The following is a 12,562-nucleotide window of genomic DNA, read 5'->3' on the forward strand; positions in this document are numbered from 1 at the left end:
CCAGGTTCCTTTCACTCAGGAGATGAACTGGCCGTGCCGGGTTCCGGTCGGTCGCCGCCCGCGATGCGGCGGGCGTGGTCGTACGCCTCGTCGAGGGACGCGGTGATGCCGTCCTTCGCGAGGAAGATGTGCTGCTCGCCGATCTTCCGGTCGAGGCCGCTTCGTGCGAGCTTCTCGGCAACCAGTGGCGCGACCCCGGCCAGGACGAGCGTGTTGCCCTCGGCGGTCAGGCGGGTGCAGTACTGGTCGAGGAACCGCAGGCCGGTGCTCCTGACGTCGTCGACGTCCCTGATCCGCAGGACGAGGACAGCCCCGCTCGCCGACTCCGGCCTTGGCAGGGCCTCGGCGAGGCGTGGGATCTCGGCGAAGAACTGCCAGTCCCGCAGCCCGACCACGGTGACCTCGGCCGGGTCCAGCTGCACCCGCCCGGGCCGCTCGGTCCAGTAGCCGCCGTCGCGCACGAGCTCGTTCACCTTCCCCGCGCGGGCGGATCCACCGACGAAGACCAGGATGGACAGCCCGGCGCCGAGGAAGATCGTCCACTGCAGCGGGATGAACATCGCCGAGCCGAACGTCAGCAGCATCGCGGCGAACGACCAGGGCGAACCGACGGCGGACAGCCGGGCGTTGGCCAGCCTGCCGACGACGAGCTCGACCGCGATGACGAACAGCAGGCCCGCGATCACCGCGAGCGGCACGGTCTCGGCCACGCTGCCGAACAGCAGCACAAGCAGGCCCAGCCAGGCCGCGGAGAACACCCCGCCCCACCGTGACTGCGAGCCTCCGCTGACCGAGATGCCGGTGCGTGACAGCGACCCTCCGGTCGCCATCGACTGGAAGAACGCACCCGCGACGTTCCCCAACCCCTGGCCGACGAAGTCCCTGCTCGCCGAGGCCTTCGAGCCGTCCGGGTTCGGGTAGGCGGTGCTGATCCCCGCGCCCTGGACCAGCGCCACGAGCGCCACGGAGACCGAGCCGAGCACCAGCACGGGGATCGACGACAGGTCCGGGAGGTCCGGGGTCGGCAGGCCGTTCGGGATGCTCGCGATGTCGCCGACCGTCGCGACCGAGGCGAGGCCCAGGAGTGGCACGGCGACGGTCATGATCACCAGCGCGATCACCGGCGCGAGCTTCTCCGTCGGCCGGAACGCCTTGCCCGCGACCACCAGCGCGACGGTCGCCAGGGCCACGCCCGTGGTCGCCGGATCCCACGACCCGATGTGTGCGAACCAGTCCCAGAGCTGGCTGAGCTTGTTCGAGCCCTGCGGGTCGTAGCCGGAGAAGTCGCCGAGCTCGCCGATCAGGATCAGCAACGACGCCGCCGCGACGAAGCCGGTCATCACCGAGTTCGACACGAAGCTGACCAGGCTGCCGAGCTTGAGGAGCCCGAGGACGAGCATGAAGACACCCGACAGCAGGGTCACGGTGAACAACGCCCCGGGCATCGCGTCGTTGGCGATGCCGGCGACGACCAGGACGCTCCCGGTCGACAGGGCGATCGCGCTGGTCAGCGTCGAGATCATCAGGACGGTCCCGGTGGCCAACGCGGCCACGAGCGTGGCGACGAGCCCGGAGTACAGGCCGTAGAGCGGGTTCACCCCGGCGAGCTGTGCGTACGCCATTCCTTCGGGGATCGAGAACAACCCCGTTGCGAACCCCGCGACGGCGCCCGACACGACCGTGTCGCGCCCAAGACCACTGGGCATGAACCTCATACGCGCCCCTGTCAACGGGCGCTGCTGCCTCGCCGATGAGACCGCAGCGGGCCGGCCCACGGGCCGACACGGCAACTCTGGCACGCAGGCCGTCGCCGCAGGTGAAGATCGGAGGAACGACTGACGTCGAGGACGCCTAGAACCAGCCGAGCTCCCGCAGCTCACGCTCGGAGATCCCCATCGCATGCCCGACCTCGTGGCCGAGCACCGTGAGCACCCGGGCGGGCACCTCCTCGCGGGATCGGCAGGCGGCCAGGATGGGCAGTCGGAAGAGGGTGATCGTGTCCGGGATCGATCCGGGAACCCGTCCGCCGTGGGCGGTCGCGGGGATCCCCCGGTACTGGCCGAGGAGCGTGACCCCGGGACGCGTGGTGCCCGGCTCGGGTTCGTCCCGCACGAGCACGGCGATCTCGTCGAGGAGGGGCGTCGTCCACTCCGGCAACGCGTCGAGCGCGTCGGTGACCAGCCCCTCGAACTCCTCGCTGGTCATCCGGACCGGGCTCATCGTCCTCCCCGGTCTGAGTCGCTCGGGCGTCCTCTCCGGCGGGTGCCACGGACGAGGAGCGGCAGGCCGACCACGATCAGCACGATCGCAACGGCCAGCTCGACGCCGGGCGGCAGCCTGGTGGTGGTCACGGCGAACCGGTGGATCAGCGCGATCACCCCCGTGACGGTGAGGATGATGCCGAGCCGGAGGTAGGCGTTCCTCGACACCGTCGCACCCCTAGTCGCGGACCAGGACGAGCGCGAGGCCGGGGATGACGAAGGATGCGAGGAACAGCGGCAGGAACCTCTTGCCGGTGCACCGGAAGGCGGCGACCTCGTCGTTCCCGATCTCGAAGGTCTTCGTCGCGCTCGAGTTGCGCCCGTTGCGGACCTGAAGGGTGTGGCGTCCGGGGTCGAGGTTCGTCTCGAACGTCTGGTTGAGCTCGACCGTCCCGGCAGGTCGACCGTCGAGCTCGATCTCGTAGGGGCCTCGACGCACCTCCGCTCCGACCGCGCGGTGGGACACCGTCAACGTTGCGACCACGGTTGCCTCCTCGGACCGCCGACAGGCCCAGTCTCCTCCCCCGACCTGGGGGTTGGCTGGGCGTCGGCTGGACGCAGAGCCCGCGCGACGGGCCGCGTCCGGACCCGGCCCACCGACCGGATCAGTACGTGTGGAACCCCCGGCCGGTCTTCCGGCCGAGCCATCCGGCCCGCACGTACTTGCGCAGCAGCGGCGCCGGCCGGTACTTCGGGTCACCGGTCTCGGCCTGCAGCACCTCCATCACCGCGAGCACCACGTCCAGACCGATCAGGTCGCCCAGCTCGAGCGGACCCATCGGGTGGTTGGCGCCGAGCTTCATCGCGGTGTCGATGTCCTCCGCCGAGGCGGTGCCCGCGGCCAACAGCTCGGCGCCTTCGTTGACCAGCGGGATCAGGATCCGGTTCACCACGAACCCGGCGCCCTCCTGGACCTGGACCGGGGTCTTGCCCAGCCGGGTCGCCAGCTCGGTCACCTGCGCGACCACCTCCGGCGGGGTCGCCGCACCGGCGATCACCTCGACCAGCTTCATCACCGGCGCCGGGTTGAAGAAGTGCATGCCGACGACGGGGTGCGCCAGGCCGCGGGCCAGCTCGGTCACCGACAGCGAGGACGTGTTGGTCGCGAGGACGGTCCCGGCGCCGCACATCTGGTCCAGCTGCTCGAAGAGCGGCCGCTTGACGGCCATGCTCTCGACGATCGCCTCGATGACGAGGTCGGCACCCGCGAGGTCCTCGACCAGGCCGATCGAGAGCCGGGCCTTGGTCGCGGCCGCCGCCTCCGCGTCGATCTTGCCCTTCTCGACCAGACGGTCCTGGTTGCGGCCGATCCGCTCGCTGCCCGAGCGCGCGAGGTCGAGGGTCGCGTCGGTGAGCGTCACCTCGAACCCCTCGTTCCGGGCGAACACCTCCGCGATCCCGGCCCCCATGGTCCCGGCACCGATCACTCCCACACGCATCTCTGCTCCTCACTCGCCCCGGAACGGGCTGTGCGATCTCTTCTCCAGGAATGCCGCCATGGCCTCGCGCTGGTCCGCCGAGCCGAAGCACGCGGCGAACTCCTCGACCTCGATCTCGAGGGCCGCGTCGAGGTCGACCGACTGCCCGCGCAGCAGGGCGGACTTGGTCGCGCGGATCGCGATCGGCGCCTGCTCGGCGATCGACCGGGCCATGGCGCGCGCGGCGTCCAGCAGTTCGTCCGGCGGGTGCACGGCGTTGACGAGGCCGATCTCCAGCGCCCGTGGAGCCTTGATGCTGCGACCGGTGAACAGCAGCTCCCGGGCGAACGCAGGCCCGACGAGTCGTGCCAGACGCTGGGTCCCACCGAACCCGGCCGTGACGCCGAGACCGACCTCGGGCTGCCCGAAGACCGCGCGCTCCGAACCGAGCCTGATGTCGCACGCCAGGGCGAGCTCGCACCCGCCCCCGATCGCGAAGCCGTTCACGGCCGCGATCGACGGCACGCCGAGCATCTCGAGCTTCCGGAACACCCGGTTGCCGCGCCTGCTGAAGGCCTCCGCCTCGGCCGGTGCGAACGTCGCCATCTCGCCGATGTCCGCGCCGGCGACGAAGGCCCGGCCGGCGCCGGTCACGATCAACGCGCGCGCGCCGTCGGCCTCCACCGTGTCGAGCACCGTCTCGAGCTCGACGAGCACCGCGGCGTTCAGCGCGTTGAGTGCGTCCTCACGCCTGATGGTGACGGTTGCGACCTGGTCGGCGATCTCGTAGTCGAGGTGTCCCATCTCGGCCCCCTACGCTGCCGGCCGGCGCGGCGGCAGCAGGACCGCCTCGCCGTCGACCACGACCGTGCCGTCCTGCTTGGTGGCGACGCACTCGAAGCGCACGCGTCCCTTCTCGAGCTTCTCGGCCACGGTGACCGTCGCCTTCACGGTGTCGCCGAGGAAGACCGGCGCCGTGAACCTGACCGATTGCGAGACGTAGATCGCACCCTCTCCCGGCAGCGACGTGCCGAACACCGTCGAGAACAGGCTCGCCGAGAGCATCCCGTGCGCGATCCGCGTGCCGAACCGGGTCTGCTCCGCGTAGCGCTGGTTCACGTGAGCAGGGTTGAAGTCCCCGACGATGCCGGCGAAGCCGTACACATCGGCCTCGGAGATCGTCTTCTCGAATGACGCACAGTCGCCGACGGCGAGCTGCTCGTAGTCCATGGTCCAGCTCCTTCGCCGGATGACGCCCTTGTCACTTTGGATGATAGGGCCGGTCGCATGACGCGTGTCAAGAGTCGCCGCCAGCAGGCGTGTCAGGTGCCGACGACAATGTCACTCAGAACCGATCGGGCGACGTCGTGAGCGTGACGACATGACAGAGAGTGCGTTTCGACGGCACGCCGATATGGCGTGTGACCTGCACCGATGTGGCGATCTGTGACATTCGCACGCGCTGTGGATCCCGCCGCAACACGTCGAGCACCGGTGCTTGCCAAACATGACGCTGGTGTCATACGGTGCGGCGCAGGGGGCGCTGCCCGGGCGACCGAGCTCCAACGACGGGGTTCGCCACACGGTCATCAGGGCAGATGTCATCAGCGTCAGGATCGACTCCAATGAGGGAGGGTCCATCACGTGGAGCTGCTTCAACCGCTCCTGCGTAGCCTCGAGACGGGCAGCGTCTACGCGCTCGCCGCGCTCGGCATCATCCTGGTCTGGCGGACCAGCCGGGTGATGCACTTCGCCCAGGGCTCGATGGGCATGTTCAGCGGCACCGCGGTGGCCTTCGTCTTCGACCGCACCGGGGCCCCGCTGTGGGCCAGCGTGCTGGTCGGGGCCGTCGTCGCGATCCTGCTCGGCTTCGCCGTGGACTTCGCCGTGATCCGCCGGCTGCGCCGCGCGACGGCGGTCGGCAAGGAGATCGTCACGCTCGGCCTGATCATGGTGTTCCTCGGTCTGGCCCCGATCGTCTTCGGCACCGATCCCCTGCTGCTGCCGAAGGCGATCCCGACCGGTGACCTCACGCTCGGCAACGCGAACCTGTCCTACAACGGTCTGCTCAACATCCTGCTCGGCGTGGTGATCGCCGCCGTGCTCTTCGTGGTGCTGCAGAAGACCAAGATCGGGCTGGCGATCCGGGCCACCGCCTCCAACGAGTCCACCGCTCGGCTGATGGGCATCCCGACCAAGACCGTCACGCTGCTCGCCTGGGCGACGGCCGGCGTGCTCGGCATGCTCGCCGCGGTGATGATCGCGCCCACCACGACGGTCACCCCGACCTTCATGAACACGGTGCAGGTCACCGCGCTGTTCGCGTGCGTGCTCGGCGGCTTCCAGACCTTCTACGGCCCGGTGCTCGGGGCGTACCTGATCGCGATCGCGAGCAACTTCCTCAAGCTCTCGGTCAGCTCGGTATGGGGCGACCAGATCCTCTACCTCCTCATCCTCGTCTTCCTCCTCGTGCGCCCGAACGGCCTCGTCGGGAAGACCTATCTGAAGAAGGTGTGAGCGATGAGCAACGCCTCCGCCATGGCGGTCCGGGTCGCCCGTCACCCGCACGTCCGGTTCCTCGTCTTCGGCGCGGTCCTGATGACCCTCCCGGCCCTCGCGTCCAGCGGGATCATGATGACGAGCACGCTCTCCACGCTCGGGTTCACGCTGATCTACGCGATCGTGGCCATGGGCCTGAACCTGCTGCTCGGCTACTCGGGGCTGATCTCGCTCGGCACCGCAGGCTTCATGGGGCTCGGCGCCTACCTCGCCGCGTACGTCCAGGACGACCTGGGACTCGGCTTCTGGGTCGCCGTGCTCGCCGCCCTGATCGTGCCGACCTTCATCGGCCTGCTGGTGGGCGTCGTGTCCCTGCGGGTGCGCAGCATCTACCTCGCCATCGCCACCCTGACGATCTCCGAGATCCTGCTCAAGACGTTCGAGCAGGCGGAGTGGTTCACCCGCGGCACCGCGGGCAAGCAGTCGAGCTACCCGGTCGTGCTGGGCATCCAGACGGACCGCTCGTCGATGTTCTTCATCATCGTCGTCGCGCTGGTGCTCGTGATGATGCTGACCCACAACATCGTGCACGGCCAGCTCGGCCGGGCGCTGCACGCGATGCGGTCGAGCGAGGTCGCGGCCCAGGCGATGGGCGTCAACGTGCTCACCTACAAGCTCTTCGCATTCGCGGTCGCGACGATGTACGCGGGGCTGGCCGGCGCGCTCTACCTGTTCTTCCTGAAGAGCTCCTACCCGTCGACCTGGAACCTCTTCCTGTCGCTGAACGTGGTCGCGATGGTCGTGGTGGGCGGCCTGCGCTCGATCTACGGCACCGTCGCCGGGGCGTTCGTGATCTTCGCCGTGCCGGAGCTCATCCTCAAGGAGCTCCCGGTGATCGGCGACACCCCCGGCCTGCCGTACATCTTCTCCGGCGTGCTCATCGTCGTGGTGATCATGTTCTTCCCCCAAGGGCTACGGGGTCTGACCGACCTGCTGCGCGGCCTCGTCACGCGCCGTCCGTCGGCCGCCGCGAGCGAGCAGGCGCCCGAGGAGGTGGCGGCCCGATGACCGACGTCCTCCAGGTCGAGCACCTGTCCATCAGCTTCGGCGGCCTCAAGGCCCTCGACGACCTCTCGTTCACGGTCGGCGACAGCGAGATCTTCGGTCTCATCGGCCCCAACGGCGCGGGCAAGACGACCGTCTTCAACTGCATCACGCAGTTCTACCGGCCCGACGCCGGCGCGGTCTGGTTCGCCCCCGGCGCCGACCGGCTCGCCCGGGCCGGGCACCACGGGACCGACAAGGTCGACCTCGTCGGCGTGCCGGTGCACCGGGTCATCAAGCACGGCCTGGTCCGGACGTTCCAGAACGTCGAGATCATCCCCGAGCTGTCGCTCATCGACAACGTGCTGATCGGCGGTCACATCGACTTCAAGGCGAGCATGCTCGCGCAGATGTTCCGGCTGCCGAGCTCGCGCCGAGAAGAGGCCGCGCTGCGGGAGAAGGCGCGGGGCGCCCTGGCGTTCCTGAGCATCGACCACCTCGCCGACGAGCCGGCCGGCGGTCAGCCGTACGGCGTGCGCAAGCGCCTGGAGATGGCCCGCACGCTGATGGCCGAGCCGCGGCTGATCATCCTCGACGAGCCGGCCGCCGGCCTCAACGAGTCCGAGACCGAGGGCCTGGCCGAGACCATCCGCCGGGTCCGCGACGAGTACGGCTGCTCGATCCTGCTCGTCGAGCACGACATGGGCCTGGTCATGAACGTGTGCGACCGGATCTGCGCGATCTCGTTCGGCAAGTTCCTCGCGGAGGGCACGCCGACCCAGATCCAGCGCGACCCGAAGGTCCACGAGGCCTACCTCGGGGAGCGTGACGATGTCTGAGATCGCCCTGTCCATCCGCGGGCTCGTGATCCGCTACGGCGCGGTCGAGGCCGTCCGCGGCATCGACCTGGACGTGCCGCGGGGCCAGGTGGTCGCGCTGCTCGGCGCCAACGGCGCCGGGAAGACGTCCACGCTCCGCGCCGTCTCGGGACTCACCCGGGCCGCGGCCGGGTCGATCCTCTACGACGGCGCGGACATCACCCACCTCGACGCCGAGAAGATCACCCGGCTCGGCATCGCCCAGTCGCCCGAGGGCCGCCAGGTGTTCGCCGACCTCACCGTCGAGGAGAACCTGCGGACCGGCGCGTTCACGGTCCGCGACCGCGCCCAGGTCGCAGCGAGCTTCGAGCGCTGCTACGGCTACTTCCCCCGGCTCGCCGAGCGGCGCACCCAGCTCGCCTACACGCTGTCCGGCGGCGAGCTGCAGATGCTCGCGATCGCCCGGGCCCTCATGGCCGGCCCCTCACTGCTGCTGCTCGACGAGCCGTCGCTGGGCCTGGCCCCGCTCGTCGTGCAGGACATCTTCCGGATCCTGTCCGAGATCAAGGCGGAGGGCACGACCGTGCTGATCGTGGAGCAGAACGCGCTCCAGACGCTGAAGATCGCCGACTACGCCTACGTGCTCGCCACGGGGCGCAACCACCTCCAGGGCCCGGCGGCAGACCTCATCCAGGACCACGCGCTCGTCGAGGCGTACCTCGGCTCAGGCGGCAAGCACCCGGAGAAGAACACGAAGGAGACACCGTGAAGAGGAAGAAGTTCATCGCGACGGCAGTCGCCGCATCGCTCGCCGTGCTGATGGCCGGGTGCTCAGGCGCCTCCGCCGACTCCGGCAGTGACGACGGGACCAGCAGCAGCAGCGCGACCGGTGGCGACGAGGCCACCGGCATGGTCCAGGGCATCACCGACGACAAGATCCTGATCGCCAACAGCGCGGCGACCTCCGGCGCCTACGCGCCGGTCGGCGTGCCGTTCCTGGCCGGCCTGCAGGGCTACCTCGACATGGTGAACGCGTCCGGCGGCATCGACGGGCGGCAGATCGAGTTCCTGCACACCGACGACGAGTTCGACCCGGCCAAGGGCAGCGCGGCCCTGACCAAGTTCATCGAGGACGACAAGGTCTTCGCGATCGTCGGCCACTTCGGCACGCCGGTCGTCGCCGCCACGGTGGACACGCTCAAGGAGGCCGGCATCCCGTCGGTCTACTTCGCCACCGGCATCGGCCAGCTCTACGCCGACGACGCCCAGACCGACGCCGACGGCGCCAACCTGTTCCCGGTGCAGCCGCTGTACCGCACCGAGGGCGGCATCATGGCCGCGTACGCCGCGGGCAAGTTCGGCGCGACGAAGATCGGCATCATCTACACCAACGACGACGCCGGCTCGGACCTCGAGAAGGGTGCCGTCGAGCAGATCGACGCGATGGACGGCGTCGAGTACGTCGAGGAGCAGGTCGCTGCCGGCGCCCCCGACGTCTCCGCCGCGGTGACCTCGATCAAGAACGCGGACGTCGACTTCATCATCATCGCCGCGATCCAGGCGACCATGCCGACCATCGTCAAGGAGCTCGCCGCGCAGGGCGTGGACAAGGACGCGATCACCACCTACGTGAACGTCTCCTCGGCCATGAGCGAGGCCGTCGTCGGTGACATCCAGGGCAAGTTCGACCTCTACGGCCCGGGCTGGGTCGACTACTCCAGCGACGTCGCACAGGCCTCCCTGGCCGACTTCCAGGCGAACGTCGACGCCGAGTACGCCAACAACGTCTACGCCCAGACCGGCTGGATCGCCGCGTCGTTCTTCGTCGAGGGCCTCACCCGGCTCGAGGGCCAGGACGTCACCTGGGACTCGTACAAGGCCGCGATGGAAGAGGCCCCGATCCAGAACCCGTTCGGCGGGACGATCGACTACAGCAACGGCCAGCGCAAGGGCACCCAGGAGATGAGCCTGTCCAAGGTCGTGCCCATCGACGACGCCAACCCGGTCGGCTGGGAGCAGGTCGAACCGCTCCAGAGCATCGACTCCCTGCTGGGTCAGTAGCACGCGCACGGGCCGGGGACTGCCCGGCGGTCCCCGGCCCGTGGCACCACCACGACTTCGTGAGGCAAGAGTGATGAGCACGCAGGAGAACGTCGGCATCCTCGGCTACGGGCTGTACCTGCCCGAGCCTGTGATGACCGCACGCGAGATCTCGGAGGCCACCGGCGGCGTCTGGTCCGAGGACGCCGTGGTCGACAAGCTCGGCATCGTCCGCAAGCCGGTGCCCGGTCCGGGCGACGGCACCCAGGAGATGGGGGCGCGCGCCGCGCTCGACGCGCTGGAGCGCACCGGTCTCGACCCGCTCGAGATCGACGTCATCCTGTGCATCGGCGAGGAGTGGAAGGAGTACGGGCTGACCACGTCGGCGCTGTACATCCAGGACCGGATCGGCGCCACGAACGCCTGGGGCATCGACGTGGCGAACCGGTGCTGCACCACCCTCACCGCGCTCAAGATGGCCAAGGACATGCTCCTGGCCGACGACGACATCGACACGGTGCTGGTCGCGGGCGGGTACCGCAACGGCGACTTCGTCGACTACACCGACACCACCGCGTCGATGTTCTTCAACCTCGGTGCCGGCGGCGGCGCGTTCCTGGTCCGCAAGGGCATGGACGAGAACCTCATCCTCGGCACCCACATCCTGTCCGACGGCTCGCTGGCGCACACCGCCGGGGTCCAGATCGGTGGCACCGCCGAGCCGTTCACGCCCGACAACGTCGCCGAGGGCTACCGCTCGCTGCGGCTGATGGACCCGGTGCGGATGAAGGAGCGGCTCAACGCGACCAGCCTGCCCAACTGGTACACGTGCATCGACGAGAGCCTGCGCAAGAGCGGCGGGCTGAAGCGTGCGGACATCGACTACCTCGGGGTGCTGCACTTCAAGCGCAGCCAGCACCTGGCGATGCTCGCGGACCTCGGCCTCACCGAGGACGACACCACCTATCTCGAGGACTACGGCCACATCGGCCAGGTGGACCAGATGCTCACCCTCCACCTGGGCCTCGCCGCCGGGAAGATCACCGACGGCTCGCTGGTCACCCTCATCGCGGCAGGCATCGGCTACGTCTGGGCCTCCACGTGCATCCGCTGGGGAAAGGCGAAGTGATGGTCGACTACCGCTCCAAGCTGATCACCGTCGACCAGGCCCTGGACCTCGTCGGCGACGGCGACAACATCACCGTGGGCCTCGGCGCCAACGAACCGCCGGCCTTCCTCGGCAACCTGCACCGGATCGCCGACCGGGTCAGCGACGTCACGGTCACGAACTGCCTGCCGACCGTGGCCGGCGAGTACCTCTCGGAGGAGAACGTCCGCTCGTCGTTCAAGATCGACTGCTGGTTCTCGACCCCGCCGCTGCGCAAGCTCGCCGGCACCGGACGGGTCAGCTTCATCCCCAACCACCTGCACCTGGCGGGGACCAAGCGCAACAGCCACCGCCGCTCGCGCATCATGATCTCGCTCGCCTCGATGCCGGAGGCCACCGGTCGGACCCGGTTCGCCTGCGGCAACACCTACGAGGAGATGATCGCCCGCGAGGCGGACCTGCGGATCCTCGAGATCAGCCCGAACGCGCCCTACTCCTACGGGCAGAACTACCTCGACTGGGACTCGATCGACTACGTGATCGAGTCCGACGGGCGGCCCGGCACGATCCCGGCCGCCGCACCGACCGACCGGGACCTGGTCATCGGCCGCACGATCGCGAACCTGATCGACGACGGCGACTGCATCCAGGTGGGCATCGGCGGCATCCCGAACGCGGTGTGCGGCTACCTGATGGAGAAGCAGGACCTCGGCATCCATACCGAGATGATGACCACCGGGATCATGGACCTGATGAAGGCCGGCGTCGTGACCGGCGCGCGCAAGCAGGTCGACGTCGGCAAGGCCGTGTTCGCGTTCGCGCTCGGCAGCGCGGAGATGTACGAGTTCATCGACCAGAACCCGGACTGCTGGACCGGTCGCGGCGAGGAGGTCAACAACCCCTGGCTGATCGCGCGCAACGACAACCAGGTCAGCATCAACACCAGCATCGAGATCGACCTGACCGGGCAGTGCTGCTCGGAGTCGATCGGCACCCAGCAGATCTCCGGCACCGGCGGCCAGTCCGACACCGCGACGGGCGCGCAGCGCTCCCGCAACGGCCGATCGATCATCGCGCTGTACAGCACCGTCGAGAAGACCGACCGGGTGACCGGCGAGACCACGGTGATCTCCAAGATCGTGCCGACGCTGCGCCCGGGCGCGGCGGTGTCGCTGTCGCGGAACGACGTCGACTGGGTGGTCACCGAGTACGGCGCGGTCAACCTGCGCGGCACGACGATCGCCGAGCGCGTCGAGCGGCTCATCTCGATCGCCCACCCGGACTTCCGCGACGGGCTGCACGAGGAGGCCGTCCGGTGCGGGTTCATCACCGTCGCGCCGTCGGTCGCCCGAGCAGCGGCGGTGGGGCGGTAGC

Annotated in this window: 14 protein-coding genes; 7 read left to right on the forward strand and 7 right to left on the reverse strand. The window is 69.2% G+C overall.

Annotated elements, in window-relative coordinates; translation table 11 throughout:
• Positions 1-11: 11 nt before the first annotated feature.
• The 7 genes from OEB99_RS10450 to OEB99_RS10480 all read right to left on the reverse strand — a co-directional run bounded on the left by OEB99_RS10450 (position 12) and on the right by OEB99_RS10480 (position 4,909).
• Complete coding sequence (locus OEB99_RS10450) at positions 12-1,706, reverse strand: SulP family inorganic anion transporter (protein ID WP_263509989.1); 1,695 nt, start codon at positions 1,704-1,706, stop codon at positions 12-14.
• Between the two features lie 145 nt (positions 1,707-1,851).
• Entirely contained in the window at positions 1,852-2,220 is a 369-nt protein-coding gene (locus OEB99_RS10455) for a metallopeptidase family protein (protein ID WP_263509990.1), read from the reverse strand.
• Positions 2,217-2,429, reverse strand: coding sequence for a hypothetical protein (locus OEB99_RS10460; protein ID WP_263509991.1), 213 nt, complete (start codon positions 2,427-2,429; stop codon positions 2,217-2,219). The genes OEB99_RS10455 and OEB99_RS10460 overlap by 4 nt, the downstream gene beginning before the upstream one ends.
• A 10-nt stretch (positions 2,430-2,439) precedes the next feature.
• The gene (locus tag OEB99_RS10465; protein ID WP_263509992.1) at positions 2,440-2,745 is read right to left on the reverse strand and encodes a hypothetical protein; all 306 of its coding nucleotides are present in this window, start codon (positions 2,743-2,745) and stop codon (positions 2,440-2,442) included.
• A gap of 121 nt (positions 2,746-2,866) precedes the next feature.
• Entirely contained in the window at positions 2,867-3,700 is an 834-nt protein-coding gene (locus OEB99_RS10470; protein WP_263509993.1) for a 3-hydroxyacyl-CoA dehydrogenase family protein, read from the reverse strand.
• A 9-nt stretch (positions 3,701-3,709) separates the two neighbouring features.
• Positions 3,710-4,483 carry an enoyl-CoA hydratase-related protein gene (locus tag OEB99_RS10475; protein ID WP_263509994.1) on the reverse strand — a complete coding sequence of 258 codons (774 nt, stop codon included), beginning with the start codon at positions 4,481-4,483 and terminating at the stop codon, positions 3,710-3,712.
• A gap of 9 nt (positions 4,484-4,492) precedes the next feature.
• Positions 4,493-4,909: a MaoC family dehydratase gene (locus tag OEB99_RS10480; protein ID WP_263509995.1), complete on the reverse strand. Its 417-nt coding sequence runs from the start codon at positions 4,907-4,909 to the stop codon at positions 4,493-4,495.
• A 414-nt stretch (positions 4,910-5,323) separates the two neighbouring features.
• Here OEB99_RS10480 and OEB99_RS10485 point away from each other — a divergent pair, with 414 nt between their 5' ends.
• The 7 genes from OEB99_RS10485 to OEB99_RS10515 all read left to right on the forward strand — a co-directional run bounded on the left by OEB99_RS10485 (position 5,324) and on the right by OEB99_RS10515 (position 12,561).
• Positions 5,324-6,196: a branched-chain amino acid ABC transporter permease gene (locus tag OEB99_RS10485; RefSeq protein ID WP_263509996.1), complete on the forward strand. Its 873-nt coding sequence runs from the start codon at positions 5,324-5,326 to the stop codon at positions 6,194-6,196.
• 3 nt (positions 6,197-6,199) lie between these two features.
• Positions 6,200-7,246, forward strand: a complete 1,047-nt coding sequence (locus OEB99_RS10490; protein ID WP_263509997.1) for a branched-chain amino acid ABC transporter permease — start codon at positions 6,200-6,202, stop codon at positions 7,244-7,246.
• Positions 7,243-8,061 carry an ABC transporter ATP-binding protein gene (locus OEB99_RS10495; RefSeq protein ID WP_263509999.1) on the forward strand — a complete coding sequence of 273 codons (819 nt, stop codon included), beginning with the start codon at positions 7,243-7,245 and terminating at the stop codon, positions 8,059-8,061. The genes OEB99_RS10490 and OEB99_RS10495 overlap by 4 nt, the downstream gene beginning before the upstream one ends.
• Positions 8,054-8,809: an ABC transporter ATP-binding protein gene (locus OEB99_RS10500; RefSeq protein WP_263510000.1), complete on the forward strand. Its 756-nt coding sequence runs from the start codon at positions 8,054-8,056 to the stop codon at positions 8,807-8,809. The genes OEB99_RS10495 and OEB99_RS10500 overlap by 8 nt, the downstream gene beginning before the upstream one ends.
• Positions 8,806-10,101, forward strand: coding sequence for an ABC transporter substrate-binding protein (locus tag OEB99_RS10505; RefSeq protein WP_263510001.1), 1,296 nt, complete (start codon positions 8,806-8,808; stop codon positions 10,099-10,101). The genes OEB99_RS10500 and OEB99_RS10505 overlap by 4 nt, the downstream gene beginning before the upstream one ends.
• Before the next feature lie 73 nt (positions 10,102-10,174).
• Positions 10,175-11,209, forward strand: coding sequence for a 3-oxoacyl-ACP synthase (locus OEB99_RS10510; protein ID WP_263510002.1), 1,035 nt, complete (start codon positions 10,175-10,177; stop codon positions 11,207-11,209).
• Positions 11,209-12,561: an acetyl-CoA hydrolase/transferase family protein gene (locus OEB99_RS10515; RefSeq protein WP_263510003.1), complete on the forward strand. Its 1,353-nt coding sequence runs from the start codon at positions 11,209-11,211 to the stop codon at positions 12,559-12,561. The genes OEB99_RS10510 and OEB99_RS10515 overlap by 1 nt, the downstream gene beginning before the upstream one ends.
• Position 12,562: the final 1 nt, after the last annotated feature.

Origin of the sequence: Actinotalea endophytica, assembly GCF_025717005.1 — a bacterium.
Lineage (GTDB): Bacteria > Actinomycetota > Actinomycetes > Actinomycetales > Cellulomonadaceae > Actinotalea.